Source organism: Draconibacterium sediminis, from assembly GCF_000949475.1.
GTDB classification, from domain to species: domain Bacteria; phylum Bacteroidota; class Bacteroidia; order Bacteroidales; family Prolixibacteraceae; genus Draconibacterium; species Draconibacterium sediminis.
The window spans coordinates 1185596-1204900 of record NZ_JRHC01000001.1; the positions used below are offsets into that span (position 1 = coordinate 1185596).

General features: G+C 41.1%; 16 protein-coding genes and 2 tRNA genes. All 18 read left to right on the plus strand.

Annotation, left to right across the window (positions count from 1 at the left end; translation table 11 throughout):
• Window positions 1-103 precede the first annotated feature (103 nt).
• The 18 genes from rpsU to LH29_RS04980 all read left to right on the plus strand — a co-directional run bounded on the left by rpsU (window position 104) and on the right by LH29_RS04980 (window position 19243).
• A complete protein-coding gene (rpsU, locus tag LH29_RS04895) occupies window positions 104-295 on the plus strand; it encodes a 30S ribosomal protein S21 (protein ID WP_038556031.1) in 192 nt (63 codons plus the stop codon).
• Window positions 296-337: 42 nt separating this feature from the next.
• Window positions 338-1234: a tyrosine-type recombinase/integrase gene (locus tag LH29_RS04900; protein WP_045026354.1), complete on the plus strand. Its 897-nt coding sequence runs from the start codon at window positions 338-340 to the stop codon at window positions 1232-1234.
• 2 nt (window positions 1235-1236) lie between these two features.
• Entirely contained in the window at window positions 1237-1539 is a 303-nt protein-coding gene (gene hpf, locus LH29_RS04905; protein ID WP_045026355.1) for a ribosome hibernation-promoting factor, HPF/YfiA family, read from the plus strand.
• Window positions 1540-1800: 261 nt separating this feature from the next.
• A tRNA-Gly gene (locus LH29_RS04910) sits at window positions 1801-1873 on the plus strand.
• A gap of 65 nt (window positions 1874-1938) precedes the next feature.
• Window positions 1939-2010: transfer RNA gene (locus LH29_RS04915), tRNA-Thr, on the plus strand.
• Between the two features lie 39 nt (window positions 2011-2049).
• A complete protein-coding gene (tuf, locus tag LH29_RS04920) occupies window positions 2050-3234 on the plus strand; it encodes an elongation factor Tu (RefSeq protein ID WP_045026356.1) in 1185 nt (394 codons plus the stop codon).
• Window positions 3235-3368: 134 nt separating this feature from the next.
• Entirely contained in the window at window positions 3369-3560 is a 192-nt protein-coding gene (secE, locus tag LH29_RS04925; RefSeq protein ID WP_045026357.1) for a preprotein translocase subunit SecE, read from the plus strand.
• Between the two features lie 19 nt (window positions 3561-3579).
• Window positions 3580-4128, plus strand: a complete 549-nt coding sequence (nusG, locus tag LH29_RS04930; protein WP_045026358.1) for a transcription termination/antitermination protein NusG — start codon at window positions 3580-3582, stop codon at window positions 4126-4128.
• Between the two features lie 20 nt (window positions 4129-4148).
• Window positions 4149-4592: a 50S ribosomal protein L11 gene (gene rplK, locus LH29_RS04935; RefSeq protein WP_045026359.1), complete on the plus strand. Its 444-nt coding sequence runs from the start codon at window positions 4149-4151 to the stop codon at window positions 4590-4592.
• A 14-nt stretch (window positions 4593-4606) separates the two neighbouring features.
• Window positions 4607-5302, plus strand: a complete 696-nt coding sequence (gene rplA / locus LH29_RS04940) for a 50S ribosomal protein L1 (RefSeq protein ID WP_045026360.1) — start codon at window positions 4607-4609, stop codon at window positions 5300-5302.
• Window positions 5303-5314: 12 nt separating this feature from the next.
• Window positions 5315-5833, plus strand: coding sequence for a 50S ribosomal protein L10 (gene rplJ / locus LH29_RS04945; protein WP_045026361.1), 519 nt, complete (start codon window positions 5315-5317; stop codon window positions 5831-5833).
• Between the two features lie 33 nt (window positions 5834-5866).
• Window positions 5867-6244, plus strand: coding sequence for a 50S ribosomal protein L7/L12 (gene rplL / locus LH29_RS04950; protein ID WP_045026362.1), 378 nt, complete (start codon window positions 5867-5869; stop codon window positions 6242-6244).
• A gap of 104 nt (window positions 6245-6348) precedes the next feature.
• Complete coding sequence (gene rpoB, locus LH29_RS04955; protein ID WP_045026363.1) at window positions 6349-10158, plus strand: DNA-directed RNA polymerase subunit beta; 3810 nt, start codon at window positions 6349-6351, stop codon at window positions 10156-10158.
• Window positions 10159-10200: 42 nt separating this feature from the next.
• Window positions 10201-14460 carry a DNA-directed RNA polymerase subunit beta' gene (gene rpoC, locus LH29_RS04960; protein ID WP_045026364.1) on the plus strand — a complete coding sequence of 1420 codons (4260 nt, stop codon included), beginning with the start codon at window positions 10201-10203 and terminating at the stop codon, window positions 14458-14460.
• An 18-nt stretch (window positions 14461-14478) separates the two neighbouring features.
• Window positions 14479-14805 (plus strand): DUF3467 domain-containing protein, encoded by a 327-nt coding sequence (locus LH29_RS04965; RefSeq protein WP_045026365.1) that lies wholly within the window; start codon window positions 14479-14481, stop codon window positions 14803-14805.
• 778 nt (window positions 14806-15583) lie between these two features.
• Window positions 15584-16459: an electron transfer flavoprotein subunit beta/FixA family protein gene (locus tag LH29_RS04970; RefSeq protein ID WP_045026366.1), complete on the plus strand. Its 876-nt coding sequence runs from the start codon at window positions 15584-15586 to the stop codon at window positions 16457-16459.
• A gap of 33 nt (window positions 16460-16492) precedes the next feature.
• Window positions 16493-17512: an electron transfer flavoprotein subunit alpha/FixB family protein gene (locus tag LH29_RS04975; protein ID WP_045026367.1), complete on the plus strand. Its 1020-nt coding sequence runs from the start codon at window positions 16493-16495 to the stop codon at window positions 17510-17512.
• 21 nt (window positions 17513-17533) lie between these two features.
• Window positions 17534-19243 (plus strand): acyl-CoA dehydrogenase family protein, encoded by a 1710-nt coding sequence (locus LH29_RS04980; RefSeq protein WP_045026368.1) that lies wholly within the window; start codon window positions 17534-17536, stop codon window positions 19241-19243.
• Window positions 19244-19305 lie beyond the last annotated feature (62 nt).

Here is a 19305-nt window from a genome sequence, read left to right on the forward strand (position 1 = left end):
TTTTTCTCGATAGGAAATATTATTTTTTTGCTTTAAATTTGAAATACTATGAAATATTTCTAAATTTGCGCCTCAATTTTTAAAAAATGTAAATCCGAAAGATATGATTATTATTCCGGTAAAAGAAGGCGAAAATATTGAAAGAGCTTTAAAAAGGTTCAAGAGAAAATTCGAGAAAACTGGCGTTATCAAAGAGTTACGTGATCGTCAGAAGTTCACCAAGCCTTCTGTAAGAAGAAGGGAAGAATTGAAAAAGGCAGCATACGTACAAGGTCTGCAGCAACAGGAAGACTAAAGTTTTCTTTGGTGATTCCTGAATTATTAGTTTAGATGGCCAATGAGTTATCAGGAATCGTTTATCAATTTTTTGAAGTATGAGAAGAGATACTCTCCTCATACGGTGAAAGCATATGAAAAAGACCTCGATCGGTTTGTGGAATTTTGCACAAAAATGGTCGGGGATTTTGTTGTTAAAGATGTTGATCTCAAACTACTGCGTTCTTGGGTGGTAGACTTAATGGAACACGATTATAATCCGAGTTCGGTAAGCAGGATGATGACGGCGGTAAAGTCGTTCTATAACTTTTTGCTTCGCGAGCAGGTTGTTGATGTTAATCCGGCTATAAATGTTCCGCTTCCGAAAATAAGGAAGAAACTGCCATATTTTGTTGAGGAGAATAATCTGAACCATTTATTGGACGATGATTTGTTTGATAATGGATTCAGAGGGAGGAGAGATAAATTAATCATTTCGTTATTTTACGGAACCGGCATTCGTTTGGCAGAGTTAATTAACCTGAAAGACCGGGATTTTAACACTGCCGAATATTTAATAAAAGTGCTGGGGAAACGTAATAAAGAAAGGATTATTCCATATCCAAGAGAAATTAACCAATTGTATATCGATTACGTAGATGTTAGAAACAACGAAATCGTAAACAATAGTGGCTATTTATTTGTAACGGAAAAAGGAAAGCAGATTTACGAAAAACTGGTTTACCGCGTTGTCAAAAATAATTTAGCCAGGGTAACGTCTCTTGAAAAAAAGAGTCCGCATGTTTTGAGGCATACTTACGCAACACATTTATTGAATAATGGTGCCGATCTTAATGCAGTAAAAGAATTGCTGGGGCATGCAAATTTGGCGGCAACTCAGGTGTATACTCATACCACATTCGAGAAGCTGCAACAGAGTTATAAACAGGCCCACCCCCGTGGTGGTAAAAACGATTGATTATGGAAGTAAAAATTAATTCAGTGCATTTTAACGCCGACCAGAAGTTGGTGGAATTCGTGAACAAAAAAGTAAACAAACTGGATACTTTTTTTGATGGGATATTAAAGGCTGAGGTAATCCTTAAGGTTGCAAAGCCCGAGGCAGCAAACAATAAAGTTTCTGAGTTAAAAATTTCCATTCCTTCAAAGGAGAATCTTTTTGCAAAAAAGCAGGCAGATACATTTGAAGAAGCGACAGATTTAGCTATCGATGCTATTAAGAAACAGCTTGTTAAATACAAGGAAAAATTGAAGAGTAAATAATATTTAAAAATTAAAGCTTAAATTTTAGTTTTTTAAAATAATATTTTTACATTTGCACACCCTTTTTAGGGGCGTTCTGAAGACAGCTGAAAATAGAGTGCTTTGCAGAGAATTGAAGCTTTTGAAATGGTTTTTTGAATTTCGCTTTGCAAAAAGAAAAATGAGAAAAATTGAAAAAAAAGCACACGAGTAGTGAAAAATATTCGGTTGTTTGGAAAAAAGTTGTAATTTTGCACGGCATTTTTTGCCAGTAGACTATAAGCGGGAATAGCTCAGTTGATAGAGCATTAGCCTTCCAAGCTAAGGGTCGCGGGTTTGAGTCCCGTTTCCCGCTCAGAACAGAGACTGGAATTTTGGACAAGCAGTTGTTCTAAATTCCCGTCTCTTTGTGTGTTTAAGGCCGGAGTAGCTCAGGGGTAGAGCGCATCCTTGGTAAGGATGAGGTCACGAGTTCAATTCTCGTCTTCGGCTCAGATGATTTAAAAGATAATAAATTAAAATTTTGCAATTATGGCTAAAGAACATTTTAACAGGGACAAGGACCATGTGAACATTGGTACTATCGGCCACGTTGACCATGGTAAAACTACCTTAACTGCTGCTATTACTACTGTTTTAGCAAAAAAAGGCTTTTGCGAAGTAAAAGCATTTGATCAAATTGATAACGCTCCTGAGGAAAAAGAAAGGGGTATTACAATTAATACTGCTCACGTTGAGTACGAAACAGCAACTCGTCACTACGCACACGTTGACTGTCCGGGTCACGCCGACTACGTAAAGAACATGGTAACTGGTGCTGCCCAGATGGACGGTGCTATTATCGTTGTTGCTGCTACTGATGGTCCTATGCCACAGACTCGCGAGCACATTCTTCTTGCACGTCAGGTAAACGTTCCTCGTTTGGTTGTATTCCTGAATAAAGTGGATATGGTTGACGACGAAGAGTTGTTAGAACTTGTTGAAATGGAAGTTCGTGAACTTCTTGATTTCTACGAATTCGACGGCGACAACACTCCTGTTATTATGGGATCTGCTCTTGGTGGATTGAACGGAGAGCCAGAGTGGGAAGAAAAAATTCTTGAGTTGATGGAAGCTTGTGATACTTGGATTCCACTTCCTCCACGTGATGTTGAAAAACCATTCTTGATGCCTGTTGAGGACGTATTCTCAATCACAGGTCGTGGTACTGTAGCAACTGGTCGTATCGAAACAGGTATCATTCACACAGGTGATGAAATGCAGTTGATCGGTTTAGGTGCTGAAGGTCGTAAGACTGTTTGTACTGGTGTTGAGATGTTCCGTAAGATTTTGGACGAAGGTCAGGCTGGTGACAACGTAGGTTTGTTGTTGCGTGGTGTTGACAAGAAAGAAATCAAACGTGGACAGATTTTGGCAAAACCTGGTTCAATCACTCCTCACAACAAATTTAAAGCTGAGGTTTACGTGTTGAAAAAAGAAGAAGGTGGTCGTCACACTCCATTCCATAACAAATACCGTCCTCAATTCTACTTGCGTACGCTTGACGTAACTGGCGAAATTCACTTAGAAGAAGGTCGCGAAATGGTTATGCCTGGTGATAACGTAACTATTGAAGTAGATTTGATTTATCCGGTAGCATTGAACTTAGGTCTTCGTTTCGCAATCCGCGAAGGTGGTCGTACAGTAGGTGCTGGTCAGATAACTGAAATTCTTTAATATTAAGATATAAAGAAATAGATTTAATCCCGGGTTACGGCCCGGGATTAATTTCGGTTGAAACTCAATAGTGGGAGTGGTTGGATAAACAGTAAGTTCGAACCTTACCTTCCGAGCAAAACAAGTTATACTAAATGAAACTAAAAGTATATATACAAGAGGCCTATGATGAACTGGTACATAAGGTTACATGGCCAACTTGGAAAGAGCTACAAAGTAGCGCCTTGGTAGTAATGATTGCTTCCTTTATAATATCATTAGTTATTTTCGTTATGGATCTGTCTTTCAGAAACATAATGGATTTTATTTATGGATTATTTTATTAATCAAAACCCTTAAGGCTTTATGAGCGAAAATAGTAAAAAATGGTATGTTCTGCGTGCTATTGGCGGCAAAGAGAAGAAGGTTAAAGAATATATCGAGAACGAAATCGCGGTAGGAGACCTCAAAGGGTATGTAGATCAGGTTCTAATACCAACCGAAAAAGTTTATCAGATCCGAAATGGTAAAAAAATCAGTAAGGAGCGAAACTTTTTTCCGGGGTATGTTTTAATCGAAGCTGCTTTAGTGGGTGAAGTTACACACACACTAAGGAATTTTCCTAACGTAATCGGGTTTTTAGGCGACACCAAAGGTGGAGATCCGGTGCCGATGCGGCAAAGCGAGGTAAACAGGATTTTGGGTCGGGTTGATGAATTGGCAGAAACCGACGAAGAAATCAATATCCCATATGTGGTAGGAGAAACTGTAAAAGTAATCGACGGACCATTCAACGGCTTTAACGGAACCATTGAAGAAATCAATGAGGAGAAGAAGAAGCTGCAGGTGATGGTGAAGATTTTTGGACGTAAAACTCCTTTGGAACTTAGCTTTATGCAAGTCGAAAAGGAATAGTAACGCTTTAATTTATTGTTATGGCGAAAGAAGTTGCTGGATTAATTAAATTACAGATCAAAGGTGGTGCTGCTAATCCTTCACCACCGGTGGGACCAGCATTGGGTGCCAAAGGGGTAAACATTATGCAGTTCTGTAAACAGTTTAATGGTCGTACACAAGACCAGGCAGGAAAAGTACTTCCTGTTATTATTACTGTTTATGCAGACAAGTCTTTTGACTTCATAATCAAACAACCCCCTGTGGCTGTTCAATTATTAGAAGCTGCGAAACTGAAAAGTGGTTCACCAGAGCCTCACATTAAAAAAGTGGGTGCGGTAACCTGGGATCAGGTAAAGACAATTGCCGAAGGCAAAATGGCTGACCTGAACTGCTTTACAGTAGAATCAGCGATGAAAATGGTAGCTGGAACTGCCAGAAGTATGGGAATCACTGTAAAAGGTGCTTCACCATTCAATAACTAAAAATATCTTTTACGATGGGCAGAATTACGAAAAATCAAAAAGCGTCTTTGGATAAACTCGAAAAAGGAAAAGTTTACTCTATCGATGAAGCAGCAGAGCTGGTGAAAGAAATTACATTTACCAAATTTGATGCATCAGTTGATATCGATGTAAAGCTTGGAGTTGATCCTAGAAAAGCTAACCAGATGGTTAGGGGCGTAGTTTCGTTACCCCATGGAACAGGTAAAGAGGTACGTGTTTTGGCAATGGTTACTCCTGACAAAGAGCAGGAAGCCAAAGATGCCGGAGCCGACTATGTAGGACTTGACGAGTACGTTGAGAAAATAAAAGGTGGTTGGACCGATGTAGATGTTATTATTACCATGCCTCCTGTAATGGGAAAAGTTGGGCAGTTAGGACGTATTTTAGGTCCTCGGGGCTTAATGCCAAACCCAAAGAGTGGTACAGTAACAATGGAAGTTGGAAAAGCTATCTCCGAAGTAAAACAGGGTAAGATTGATTTTAAAGTTGATAAATTTGGTATTGTTCATACTTCAATCGGGAAAGTTTCATTCTCTCCTGCTAAGATTAAAGAAAATGCCGTTGAATTTATTAACATGATCAACAAATTAAAACCTGTTGCTGCAAAAGGAACCTACATTAAGAGTATCTATTTATCAAGTACCATGAGCCCTGGTATTCAAGTAGAAGCTAAGTCGTTTGCAGAATAAAAATGAGGAATTATGAAGAGTTCAGAGAAACAAGTTATTATTAATCAGTTACAAGAACAGATAGATTCATACGACCATTTTTACCTGACCGACATTGCCGGCTTAAATGCTGAAAATACCAGTGATTTAAGGAGACTATGTTTCAGCCAAGATGTAAAACTGGTTGTTGTTAAGAATACTCTACTACGAAAAGCTCTTGAGAACTCTAATAAAGAGGCTGAAGAGATTTTTGATGCGCTTAAGGGAAACACCACAGTAATGTTTTCTTCAAACGGTAATACACCGGCTAAATTGATTAAAGACTTCGCTAAAAAGCATAAAAAGCCTGTTTTAAAGGCAGCTTATGTTGAAGAATCAATTTACATGGGTGCTGACCAATTGGAGGCATTAATAGCCGTTAAATCTAAAAACGAGCTTATTGCTGATGTTGTTGCTCTGTTACAATCACCAATGAAAACAGTTCTCGGACAGTTGCAGTCTGGTGGTAATATAATTCACGGTGTTCTTGATACACTGAAGGAGAAAGAATAATTTTTTAGAAATAATATTTAAAAAGAAATAAAAATGGCAGATTTAAAACAGCTTGCAGAAGAGTTAGTAAACTTGACTGTTAAAGAGGTTAACGAATTAGCTGGTATTCTAAAAGACGAATATGGTATCGAACCAGCTGCTGCTGCAGTAGCAGTTGCAGGACCAGCTGCAGGTGGTGGCGAAGAGGCTGCTGCTGAACAAACTGAATTTGACGTGATCTTAAAAGCTGCTGGTGCATCGAAACTTGCAGTTGTTAAACTCGTTAAAGAACTAACTGGCCTTGGTCTGAAAGAAGCCAAAGCAGTTGTAGATGAAGCTCCAAAAGCGCTTAAAGAAAAAGTTTCGAAAGACGAAGCTGAAGCTTTAAAAGCACAGTTAGAAGAAGCTGGAGCTGAAGTTGAAGTAAAATAAGCAAAGATACCTATTTATAGGTAATACGGTTTAGAGCCCTACGGAAGTAGGGTTCTAAACCTTTTTGTGTATTTATATTTTATATAATTAACCTGTATAAATGCATGTCAGTACAAGCAAAAATAGAGAGGATTAATTTTTCCTCAACACAAACCAGGTTTGATTACCCTGACTTCTTAGAAGTACAAGTTAAATCATTTAAAGATTTTTTTCAGTTAAAAACCACACCTGACAAAAGAAAAGGGGAGGGTTTATACAGAGTTTTTGAAGAAAACTTTCCAATATCGGATACTCGAAACAATTTCGTGTTGGAATTTATCGACTACCAGGTCGATCCTCCTCGATACTCAATAGACGAGTGTATAGAACGTGGTTTAACTTTTAGCGTGCCGCTAAAAGCAAAGCTGAAACTGTATTGTACCGATCCGGAACACGAAGATTTTGATACCGTGGTTCAGGACGTATATTTAGGGACTGTGCCATACATGACCAACCGAGGTACCTTTATTATTAATGGTGCCGAGCGTGTTATTGTTTCGCAGCTGCACAGGTCTCCGGGTGTATTCTTTGGTCAAAGTTTACATGCTAACGGTACAAAATTATATTCTGCACGTATTATTCCTTTCAAAGGATCGTGGATTGAATTTGCTACCGACATCAACAGCGTGATGTTTGCGTACATTGACAGGAAAAAGAAATTACCTGTAACCACTTTATTGCGTGCAATTGGCTATGAAAGCGATAAAGATGTTCTTGAAATATTCGATCTGGCTGACGAAGTAAAAGTTTCAAAGTCAGGTTTAAAGAAAGTAATCGGTAGAAGACTGGCAGCCCGTGTATTAAAATCGTGGGTAGAAGACTTTGTTGATGAAGATACCGGTGAAGTTGTATCGATCGAGCGTAACGAAGTAATTATTGATCGTGAAACAGAAATTGAAGAAGATCACATTGAAGAAATTCTTGAATCGGGTGTAAAAACCATTCTGTTGCACAAAGAAGATCAAAACCAGCAAGACTTTGCTATTATTTACAATACGCTTCAAAAAGATCCATGTAACTCGGAAAAGGAAGCCGTTCTTCACATCTACCGTCAGTTGCGTAACGCAGAACCGCCCGATGAAGCTACTGCACGCGACGTTATTGATAAACTGTTCTTCTCGGATAAGAGATACGACCTTGGAGAAGTTGGTCGTTACAGAATCAATAAGAAATTAGGAATCGATGTGGACATGGAAAACCGTGTCCTAACAAAAGTCGACATCATTGAGATTATCAAAAACCTGATTCGTTTGGTAAACTCAAAAACCGATGTTGATGATATTGACCACTTAAGTAACCGTAGGGTACGTACGGTAGGCGAGCAAATGTACAACCAGTTTGGTGTAGGTTTGGCGCGTATGGCACGTACAATCCGCGAGCGTATGAATGTTCGTGATAACGAAGTGTTTACGCCGATTGATTTGATTAACTCGAAAACATTGTCTTCGGTTATCAACTCATTCTTCGGAACAAACGCATTGTCGCAGTTTATGGATCAAACCAACCCACTGGCTGAAATGACGCACAAACGTCGTATGTCGGCTTTAGGTCCTGGTGGTCTTTCTCGCGAACGTGCAGGTTTCGAGGTTCGTGACGTTCACTTTACGCACTACGGTCGTTTATGTCCGATTGAAACACCTGAAGGTCCAAACATTGGTTTGATCTCTTCTTTATGTGTTTTCGCAAAAATTAACGACCTCGGATTTATTTCAACACCATACCGAAAAGTAGAAAACGGAATCGTTGACTTGTCAGAAACGGGTTCTGTGTACTTAACTGCTGAAGAAGAAGAAGGTAAAATTATCGCACAGGCAAACGCGCCAATTGGCGAAGACGGTAAATTCATTAACGATCGTGTTAAAGCACGTTTAGATGGTGATTACCCTGTTGTTGAAGCCGGCGAAGTTGAGTTGATGGACGTTGGTCCTAACCAGATTGCTTCTGTTGCTGCATCACTTATTTCGTTCCTGGAGCACGATGATGCGAACCGTGCATTGATGGGATCGAACATGATGCGCCAGGCAGTACCACTGCTTCGTCCTGAAGCACCAATTGTAGGTACAGGTTTGGAGGCAAGTGTTGCCAAAGACTCAGGGGTAATGATTTGTGCCGAAGGAGATGGTGTTATTGAATTTGTTGATGCAACACAGATTATTGTTCGTTACGACATGACGGAAGAAGATCGCTTCGTGAGCTTCGATCCTGAGGTGGTAACTTACAATCTGCAAAAATATACTAAAACAAACCAGGGAACTACAGTTGACCTAAAACCAATTGTAGTTAAAGGCCAGCGTGTAACTGAAGGTGAAATTCTTACCGAAGGTTACGCAACCGACAAAGGTGAGTTGGCACTGGGGCGTAACCTGCAGGTGGCATTCATGCCTTGGCAGGGTTATAACTACGAGGATGCGATTGTAATTTCAGAACGTATTGTTCGCGAAGATGTATTCACTTCGGTACACGTTGATGAATATACTTTGGAAGTGCGCGACACAAAACGTGGAGTTGAAGAATTTACTTCTGATATCCCTAACGTTAGTGAAGAAGCTACCCGTAACCTCGATGAAAATGGTTTGATCAGAGTTGGAGCCAATGTAAAACCTGGCGACATTCTTATTGGTAAAATTACACCAAAAGGAGAATCTGATCCATCACCTGAAGAAAAACTTTTACGTGCAATCTTTGGCGACAAAGCCGGTGATGTAAAAGATGCTTCATTAAAAGCATCTCCATCTTTAAAAGGTGTTGTTATCGATAAAAAATTGTTCTCTCGCGTTGCGAAAGACAAAAAAGGTAAAGCAACAAAAACATTGCTCGACCAAATCGATGAGAAACTGGAAAAGGATATTGCAGCACTTCGCGTAAAACTCGAGGATAAACTGTTCACTTTGGTTAATGGTAAAACTTCGCAGGGAGTGAAAGACTATTACGGAACTGAGTTTATTCCGAAAGGCGTTAAATTTACACTGAAGCAATTACAGGAACTGGACTACCTGAATATCGATCCTTCAAAATGGACCACCGATAAAGCTAAAAACGATTTGATTTTTAGATTGGTGAACAACTTCATTATGAAGCAGAAAGAGGCAGAGGCTGTTTCACGCCGCGAGCGTTACAACGTAACTATCGGTGATGAGCTTCCTGCAGGTATTATCCAGTTGGCAAAAATTTATATTGCTAAAAAACGTAAACTGCAAATTGGTGATAAAATGGCTGGACGTCACGGAAACAAAGGTATTGTTTCGCGTGTGGTACGTGCCGAAGATATGCCATTCCTTGCAGACGGAACACCGGTTGATATCGTATTGAACCCACTTGGTGTACCATCGCGTATGAACCTTGGACAGATTTACGAAACTGTATTGGGTTGGGCAGGTAAAGAGCTTGGTTTGAAATTCGCTACACCTATTTTTGATGGTGCTAGTTTGGATGAGGTTTCTGAATACACCGACAAGGCAGGTATTCCTCGTTACGGAGAAACACGCCTGATTAACGGTGAAACCGGAGAACCATTCGACCAGCCGGCAACTGTAGGTATCATTTACATGCTGAAACTGGGGCACATGGTAGAAGACAAAATGCACGCCCGTTCAATCGGACCTTACTCATTAATTACGCAGCAGCCATTAGGTGGTAAAGCACAGTTTGGTGGTCAGCGTTTTGGTGAGATGGAAGTTTGGGCACTCGAGGCATTTGGTGCTTCTCATATCCTTCAGGAAATTCTTACCGTTAAGTCGGATGACGTAATGGGACGTGCAAAAGCTTACGAAGCTATCGTGAAAGGTGAGCCAATGCCACAACCGGGAATTCCTGAATCGCTGAATGTACTGCTTCACGAATTACGCGGACTTGGTCTGAGCGTGAGAATGGAGTAGAATAAGTTAGGTGCAGTTTTAAAACGTTAGTTAATTTGAATTATGGCATTCAAAAAAGATAATAAAGCAAAAACTAGTTTCTCAAAAGTTTCAGTAAGCCTTTCTTCTCCAGAAGAAATTCTGGAAAGATCGTATGGTGAAGTACTGAAGCCAGAAACAATTAACTACAGAACATATAAACCAGAACGTGATGGTTTGTTTTGTGAGCGTATTTTCGGACCGGTAAAAGACTACGAATGTCACTGTGGTAAATACAAGCGAATCCGTTATAAAGGTATCGTTTGCGACCGTTGTGGTGTTGAAGTAACCGAAAAGAAAGTACGTCGTGAGCGTATGGGACACATTTCTCTTGTGGTACCGGTTGCTCACATTTGGTATTTCAAATCGTTGCCTAACAAAATTGGTTACCTGCTTGGTTTACCTACCAAAAAGCTGGATACCATTATTTATTACGAACGCTATGTTGTTATCCAGCCTGGTGTAAAACATCAGGATGGTGTTAAAGAATTAGATTTCCTAACTGAAGAAGAGTACCTGGATATTCTGGATACGCTTCCAAAAGAAAATCAATTCCTTGACGACGACGATCCAAACAAGTTTATCGCAAAAATGGGTGCCGAGGCGCTGTTTGATATTCTAAGCCGTTTGGAGTTGGATGATTTGTCATTCACATTGCGTCATAAAGCAAACACCGAAACATCGCAGCAGCGTAAAAACGAGGCGTTAAAACGTCTGCAGGTTGTTGAGGCTTTCAGGGCAAGTAAAAACCTTAACCGTCCGGAATGGATGATCGTTAGGGTGGTGCCTGTAATTCCTCCTGATTTGCGTCCGTTGGTGCCATTGGATGGTGGTCGTTTCGCAACGTCAGATTTGAATGACCTTTACCGAAGAGTAATTATCCGTAACAACCGTTTGAAACGATTGATCGAGATTAAAGCTCCTGAGGTAATTTTAAGAAACGAGAAACGTATGCTACAGGAAGCTGTAGATTCGTTATTCGATAACTCAAGAAAATCTAATGCCGTTAAAACAGAAAACAACCGTGCTTTAAAATCACTGTCTGACAGTTTGAAAGGAAAGCAAGGTCGTTTCCGTCAGAACCTTTTGGGTAAACGTGTTGACTATTCGGCACGTTCGGTAATCGTTGTTGGTCCTAAACTAAGGATTCACGAATGCGGTATTCCAAAAGATATGGCAGCAGAACTTTACAAACCTTTCGTAATCCGTAAGTTGATTGAAAGAGGAATTGTAAAAACTGTAAAATCGGCAAAGAAAATCGTTGACAGAAAAGATCCTGTAGTTTGGGAAATTCTTGAAAACGTGCTGAAAGGACACCCTGTAATGTTGAACAGGGCACCTACTCTGCACCGTCTGTCAATTCAGGCATTCCAGCCTGTTCTTATTGAAGGTAAAGCAATTCAGCTGCACCCGTTGGTATGTACCGGTTTTAACGCCGACTTCGACGGTGACCAGATGGCGGTTCACTTACCATTAGGTAATGCTGCAATTTTGGAAGCTCAGTTGTTAATGCTTGCTTCGCACAACCTGTTGAACCCTGCTAACGGTGCGCCTATTCAGGTGCCATCGCAGGATATGGTTTTGGGTCTGTACTACATGACCAAACCACGTAAAGGTTGTCGTGGCGAAGGAATGACTTTCTATTCAGCAGAAGAAGTAACTATTGCATACGAAGAGAAAGCAATCGACCTTCACGCTATTATTAAAGTTAAAGTTGAAGATATCGATGAGAATGGAGAATACTTCAATCATATCATCGAAACAACTGTAGGTCGTGTTCTTTTCAACGAATATGTACCACGTCAGGCAGGTTACGTAAACCAGATTTTGACTAAAAAATCGTTGCGTAGCATTATTACCGACGTATTTAATAAGAGTGGTAACGCAATTACTGTTAAATTCCTTGATGATATTAAGAACCTGGGTTACACAATGGCATACCGTGGTGGTCTGTCGTTCAACTTAGGCGACGTTATCATTCCTGAGGACAAAACCGAAATTGTTGCTAACGGTTACCAGGAAGTTGAAGAGGTAATCAACAACTATAACATGGGTTTCATTACCAATAACGAACGTTACAACCAGGTTATTGATATTTGGACACATGCGAATGCGAAACTTACCAACTCGGTAATGAAGACCATTAGTACCGACCGCCAGGGATTCAACTCAATTTATATGATGCTTGACTCAGGTGCGAGGGGTTCTAAAGAGCAGATTCGCCAGTTGTGCGGAATGAGGGGTTTGATGGCAAAACCACAAAAATCTGGTTCTACAGGTTCTCAGATTATTGAAAACCCGATTTTGGCAAACTTTAAAGAAGGTCTTTCGGTACTTGAGTACTTTATTTCTACTCACGGTGCTCGTAAAGGTTTGGCGGATACCGCACTTAAAACAGCTGATGCGGGTTACTTAACACGTCGTTTGGTAGACGTTGCTCAGGATGTTATCATCTCGGAAGACGACTGTGGAACTTTACGTGGTTTGGTAGCCAGCGATGTTAAAAATAACGAAGAGGTTGTAGCATCATTATTCGAAAGAATCATTGGTCGTACAACAGTTCACGATATTTACCACCCGTTAAATGGTGAATTGATCATCAAATCGGGTGATGAAATTACTGAAGAGATTGCTAAAGTAATCGAAGACTCGCCAATTGAAACTGTCGAAATTCGTTCGGTATTAACCTGTGAATCAAAAGTTGGTGTTTGTGCCAAGTGTTACGGACGTAACCTGGCTACCGGCAAAAAAGTTCAGAAAGGTGAAGCTACCGGAGTTATTGCAGCACAATCGATCGGTGAGCCGGGGACACAGCTTACACTTCGTACCTTCCACGTAGGGGGTATCGCGGGTAACATCTCAGCACAATCAACAGTTGAATCAAGATACGATGGATACTGTGAGATTGAAGAGCTTCGTTCGGTACCGTACAAAGATGACGAAGGAAATGACGTTGAGATTGTAGTAAGTCGTTTGGCCGAATTAAAGATTATCGATAAAAACACCAATATTCCACTTTCTACCCACCCACTTCCATACGGTTGTAAGCTGTATGTGAAAAACGGTCAGGAAATCCGTAAAGGAACTATGATCTGTGATTGGGACCCATTTAACGGTGTAATTATTACCGAGTTCGATGGTAAAGTAGAGTTCGAGAACCTGATCGAAGGTATTACTTTCCGCCAGGAATCGGATGAGCAAACAGGTTATAGCGAGCGTGTAATTATCGAAACAAAAGATAAGACCAAAAACCCAACGTTGAAGATTATGGACGATGCCGGTGAAATGATCCGCTCGTACAACCTTCCGGTTGGAGGTCACATCTCTGTTGATAACGGACAAGAGGTTAAAGCAGGTAAGATTTTGGTTAAGATTCCTCGTGCTGCCGGTAAAGCAGGCGATATCACAGGGGGTCTGCCACGTGTTACCGAGTTATTCGAGGCACGTAACCCATCTAACCCTGCGGTTGTTTCTGAGGTTGACGGTGAAGTTTCATTAGGTAAGATCAAACGTGGTAACCGCGAGATCATTGTAACCACTAAAAACGGCGATGTGAAGAAGTATCTTGTACCGCTGTCGAAACAGATCCTTGTTCAGGAGAATGACTACATCAGAGCAGGTATACCTTTATCTGACGGAGCAACAACTCCTTCTGATATTCTTGCAATTAAAGGGCCGACTGCTGTTCAGGAATACATTTTGAACGAAGTACAGGATGTGTACCGTATGCAGGGGGTAAAAATTAACGATAAACACTTTGAGATTATCATCCGTCAGATGATGCGTAAAGTAGAAATCGTTGATCCGGGTGATACTCGTTTCCTTGAAAAGCAAGTGGTTGACAAAAACGAATTCATGTCAGAAAACGACTGGATCTACAACAAAAAAGTTGTAGTTGATCCGGGAGATGCTGAAGGGCTTAAAGCCGGACAGATTGTTTCTTCACGTCGTTTGAGAGACGAGAACTCGCAACTCCGAAGAAAAGATAAAAAACTGGTAGAGTCGAGGGATGCAATTCCTGCAACATCAAGCCAGATTCTTCAGGGTATTACAAAAGCAGCGTTACAAACACGCAGCTGGTTGTCTGCCGCATCGTTCCAGGAAACTACAAAAGTTCTTAACGAAGCCGCTATCAACGGTAAGATGGATTACCTTGACGGACTGAAAGAGAACGTAATTTGTGGTCACCTGATACCGGCAGGTACCGGATTGAAAGAATACAAAAACCTTGTTGTTGGTTCTAAATCAGAATACGACAGGTTGGTTGATATGAGACATGATTAATAGCTAAAAAGGATTACCATGGAAGATAAAAAGCATAAATCGCAACAAATAAACATTGAATTGAACGAAGAAGTAGCTCAGGGAACCTATTCGAACCTTGCTGTTATTACTCACTCAACTTCTGAATTTGTAGTTGATTTTGTACGGATTATGCCAGGTATTCCAAAAGCGAATGTAAAGTCTCGTATTATTCTTACACCGGAACATGCCAAACGTTTATTAATGGCTTTGCAGGACAATATTGCAAAATTTGAAGCTCAGCATGGCCCCATTAAAAACGTTACGCCGGGTTCCGATCCGAATTTGCCACCGATGAATTTTGGTGGACCTACAGCTCAGGCTTAGTAATTTACAAGCATAATATTTAAAGAGGAATCATTAGTGGTTCCTCTTTTTTTGTATTATAACTGGTTAATGTCGATGAAATAAATTCGGGCTTGGGCGACATTCTTGAAACTCATCAGAAAAACAAATTGAGGTTTGCCTGGGCATAAAAAAACCGGCCCGTAATTAACGAACCGGTTCTCTGAATTAATTTGGTTAGATTTGGTTTGAAATCCGCCGATGAAGGTAATAAAATTATCCAAATGCAACAATCCGTAAATTATACAATTTGGTATGAACGATGTTGTTGTTCCTTAATCATTTGAAAACGGCGTTTTGTGCTTAACTTGAAGCTCTCAATGTTTGACTTAAAGTTTCTTCTGGATGAAAAGTAACAAAACACCGGAAGAAAATGGAGGTTTATTCAAATCACATAGCGAGACCTTTTCTACTAAAAATGGCTGGTTGAAACGCCTGAAAACAGTCATAATTCGCCTATTTTTAATTAAAATGGTTTTAAATTAAATGTCACTTTCCCTCCTCAGAATTTTGGAATATTAAAGGCGATTGTTTTAAAGCATTGTCAGTATTGCGTTTGGACGGGTGTGTAAGTGCTGAATGCCTTGACAGCTCTGCTATTTAACAAACATTAAAGGTCTGTGAGTCCTAATCTCTTTGGTTAGTTTTGTACCGATTTTTATATTTGTTAGCTTTCAAATTGAAGGAGTGGTTAAATTGCTCCGGCAATAGATCGAAAAAATAAAGAAATTATATATCAATCAATAAAAAATCTTACTGAATGAAGGCTTATAACATTATTGTTTTGGCGAAGCAGGTTCCCGACACACGAAATGTGGGGAAAGATGCGATGAAGGCTGACGGGACGATAAACAGGGCTGTGCTTCCTGCCATCTTTAATCCCGAGGATTTGAACGCCCTCGAACAAGCACTACGCATTAAAGATCAATTTCCTGAATCAAAAATCAATATTCTAACCATGGGGCCGGGTAGGGCTGCCGACATTATTCGCGAAGGTTTATATCGCGGTGCCGACGGTGGTATTCTGCTAACCGACCGTGCTTTTGCCGGTTCGGATACTTTGGCAACATCGTATGCCATTGGACAGGCGTTGAAAAAAATGGGTAAAATTGATATGATCATCGCAGGTCGTCAGGCTATCGATGGTGATACTGCCCAGGTTGGCCCTCAGGTGGCCGAAAAGCTCGGTATGTTGCAAATAACATACGTTGAAGAGGTGCTGGAGGTAACAGACAAAACGGTTACCGTAAAACGCCGTTTAGAGAATGGTGTGGAAACAGCAAAATGTCCGATGCCTTTGGTGATGACAGTTAACGGATCAGCTCCTGATTGCCGCGCACGTAATGCCAAACGAATCATGAAATTCAAAAAGGCACGTACAGTTACCGAACTTCAAAAGGAAAATGAAGACTATACTGCATTGTACAACGAACACCCCGACCTGATGATTCAGGAATGGACCGTTAACGACATTGAAACCGATGCATCGCAGCTTGGTCTTACCGGCTCGCCAACCAAAGTTAAAACGGTTGAGAATGTTGTTCTTCAGGCTAAAGATTCGAAAATAATTTCGGCAGCCGACGACGAAATTGAAGCCATGATGGTTGAGTTAATTAAGAGTCACACAATCGGCTAAGGCCATTAAATGAATAGTTAAAAATTTGAAGAAATGAGCAGCGTATTTGTTTATTGCGAAATTGAAGATGGCCAGGTAGCTGATGTTAGTCAGGAACTGCTAACCAAGGGACGTACCCTGGCAAATGAATTAAAATGTAAACTGGAAGCCATTGCTATCGGGAGCAAACTCGATAAAGTTGGCGATCAGATAATTCCTTACGGTGTAGATACACTTTACATTGCAGACGATGAGCGTTTGTTCCCCTACCAGACTTTGCCGCACACATCAATTGTGGTGAACCTGTTTAAAGAGCAAAAGCCTCAGATCGCTTTGATGGGAGCTTCGTCGATTGGTCGTGATTTAGGACCACGCGTTTCGTCGGCATTGCACAGTGGTTTAACTGCCGACTGTACCAGCCTTGTAATTGGCGATCATTACGATAAAAAACAAGACAAGAATTACGAAAACCTTCTTTACCAGATTCGTCCGGCATTTGGAGGAAACATCATTGCAACCATTATCAACCCCGATTGCCGTCCGCAAATGGCAACCGTGCGCGAGGGTGTAATGAAAAAAGAAATTCTTGATCCGAAATACAAAGGAAAAGTTGTAAAACTTGATGTAGCTAAATATGTAAGCGACGAAGATTTCGTAGTTGAGATTATCGAGCGCCACATGGAAAAAAGCAAGGTGAACGTTAAAGGTGCACCTATTGTTGTTGCCGGTGGTTACGGTGTAGGATCGAAAGAGAACTTCAAGTTGTTATACGATTTGGCAGAAGTGCTGGGTGGCGAAGTTGGTGCTTCGCGTGCTGCGGTCGACTCTGGTTTGGCAGGTCACGAGCGTCAGATTGGGCAAACAGGTATTACCGTTCGTCCGAAACTGTACATAGCCTGCGGTATCTCGGGGCAAATTCAGCACCGTGCCGGAATGGAAGAATCGGCACAGATCATTGCGATCAATACCGATCCTGAAGCTCCGATTAATTCAATAGCCGACTATGTAATTACCGGAGATGTGGCAGAGGTCATTCCTAAAATGATCAAGTATTATAAAAAGAACAGCAAATAGTCACGACTTAAAATTGAAAAAATGGCAAATTATTATACAGATAACAGCGAGTTAAAATTTCACCTGAATCACCCTTTAATGAAAGAGATCGTTCGTTTGAAAGAACGTGAATATACTTTCAAGGATGAATTTGATTTTGCTCCACTGGATTACGAAGATGCAATTGACAGTTACGATCGTGTGCTGGAGGTTGTTGGCGAAATTTGCGGAAACATTGTTTCTGAAAATGCAGAAAGTATTGATGCTGAAGGGCCGGAAGTAATCGACGGACACGTAAAATATGCCCGCGGAACCGAGGAGAACATTAAAGCATTAAACCAGGCCGGTTTGATGGGAATGTCGTTGCCTTACAAATACGAAGGTTTGAACTTCCCGATTGTGCCTTATATTATGGCTGCCGATATTGTATCGCGCGCCGATGCCGGTTTTGTAAACATTTGGGGTTTGCAGGATTGTGCCGAAACCATTAACGAATTTGCTTCGGAAGAGCAAAAAGAAAAATATCTTCCACGTGTTTGCAATGGCGACACTATGGCAATGGACCTAACCGAGCCGGATGCAGGTTCCGACCTTCAGGCGGTGCAGTTAAAAGCTACCTGGAACGAGGAGAAACAAGTTTGGTTGCTGAATGGTGTGAAACGTTTCATCACCAACGGCGACGGCGATATTTCGCTTGTTTTGGCCCGCTCGGAAGCCGGAACATCTGACGGTCGTGGTTTGTCGATGTATATTTACGACAAACAATCGGGCGGAGTAACCGTCCGTCGTATCGAGCACAAAATGGGTATTATTGGTTCGCCAACCTGCGAGCTGGTATTCAAAGATGCTCCGGCCGAATTGGTTGGATCGCGTAAAATGGGACTAATTAAATACGTTATGGCATTGATGAACGGTGCCCGTTTGGGTATTGCAGCGCAGTCGGTAGGTGTTTGCGAAGCAGCTTACCGCGAAGCTTTGGAATACGCCAAAGAACGTATGCAGTTCGGTAAAGCGATCATCAAATTCCCGGCTGTTTACGAAATGCTTTCGCTGATGAAAGCCAAACTGGATGCATCGCGTACTTTACTTTACGAAACTTCGCGTTTTGTTGATATGTACAAAACTTACATGCACATTGCCGAAGAGCGTAAACTGGAGAAAGAAGAGCGCGACGAAATGAAAAAATACCAGCGTTTGGCCGATATCTTTACTCCGCTTGTAAAAGGTATGGCGAGCGAATACAGTAACCAGCTGGCTTACGATGCAGTTCAGATCCATGGTGGATCGGGTTTTATGAAAGACTACCCGGTTGAACGGATTTACCGCGATGCGCGTATTACTTCAATTTACGAAGGAACTACACAGCTGCAGGTTGTGGCTGCCATCCGTGGTGTAACTACCGGCGGTTACCTGAACCAGATTCGTGCATACGAAGCTGAAAAAGTTTCGCCAACATTAGAGCACCTGAAACGTACGCTTATTATTCTTACTGCCGATTACGAAGAAGCGGTTAAGAAAGTGACAGCTGCCGGCGACAACGAGTTTGTTGATTTCCACGCACGTCGTTTGGTTGAAATGGCAGGCCACATTATTATGAGCTACCTGTTGTTGCTGGATACCAACCGCGAGGCTTCATTCCTGAAATCGACGAAAAACTATATCGCCTTTGCAAAAGCTCAGGTGAAAGCACACGCCGAGTTTATCCGTGCGTCGGAATTAAGCGACGTAGGTGATTACAAATTTGAAATGTAATAAAAGCTTCGAGCCGTAAGCTCATCGCTTTTAGCAAAATAGTAAAGCCACTTTCTGTCAGT

What these genes read in the sequence shown, in the direction of transcription:
- rpsU (WP_038556031.1), top strand. Translation starts at nt 104, where the DNA reads ATGATTATTATTCCGGTAAAAGAAGGCGAAAATATTGAAAGAGCTTTA.
- LH29_RS04900 (WP_045026354.1), top strand. Translation starts at nt 338, where the DNA reads ATGAGTTATCAGGAATCGTTTATCAATTTTTTGAAGTATGAGAAGAGA.
- hpf (WP_045026355.1), top strand. Translation starts at nt 1,237, where the DNA reads ATGGAAGTAAAAATTAATTCAGTGCATTTTAACGCCGACCAGAAGTTG.
- tuf (WP_045026356.1), top strand. Translation starts at nt 2,050, where the DNA reads ATGGCTAAAGAACATTTTAACAGGGACAAGGACCATGTGAACATTGGT.
- secE (WP_045026357.1), top strand. Translation starts at nt 3,369, where the DNA reads ATGAAACTAAAAGTATATATACAAGAGGCCTATGATGAACTGGTACAT.
- nusG (WP_045026358.1), top strand. Translation starts at nt 3,580, where the DNA reads ATGAGCGAAAATAGTAAAAAATGGTATGTTCTGCGTGCTATTGGCGGC.
- rplK (WP_045026359.1), top strand. Translation starts at nt 4,149, where the DNA reads ATGGCGAAAGAAGTTGCTGGATTAATTAAATTACAGATCAAAGGTGGT.
- rplA (WP_045026360.1), top strand. Translation starts at nt 4,607, where the DNA reads ATGGGCAGAATTACGAAAAATCAAAAAGCGTCTTTGGATAAACTCGAA.
- rplJ (WP_045026361.1), top strand. Translation starts at nt 5,315, where the DNA reads ATGAAGAGTTCAGAGAAACAAGTTATTATTAATCAGTTACAAGAACAG.
- rplL (WP_045026362.1), top strand. Translation starts at nt 5,867, where the DNA reads ATGGCAGATTTAAAACAGCTTGCAGAAGAGTTAGTAAACTTGACTGTT.
- rpoB (WP_045026363.1), top strand. Translation starts at nt 6,349, where the DNA reads ATGTCAGTACAAGCAAAAATAGAGAGGATTAATTTTTCCTCAACACAA.
- rpoC (WP_045026364.1), top strand. Translation starts at nt 10,201, where the DNA reads ATGGCATTCAAAAAAGATAATAAAGCAAAAACTAGTTTCTCAAAAGTT.
- LH29_RS04965 (WP_045026365.1), top strand. Translation starts at nt 14,479, where the DNA reads ATGGAAGATAAAAAGCATAAATCGCAACAAATAAACATTGAATTGAAC.
- LH29_RS04970 (WP_045026366.1), top strand. Translation starts at nt 15,584, where the DNA reads ATGAAGGCTTATAACATTATTGTTTTGGCGAAGCAGGTTCCCGACACA.
- LH29_RS04975 (WP_045026367.1), top strand. Translation starts at nt 16,493, where the DNA reads ATGAGCAGCGTATTTGTTTATTGCGAAATTGAAGATGGCCAGGTAGCT.
- LH29_RS04980 (WP_045026368.1), top strand. Translation starts at nt 17,534, where the DNA reads ATGGCAAATTATTATACAGATAACAGCGAGTTAAAATTTCACCTGAAT.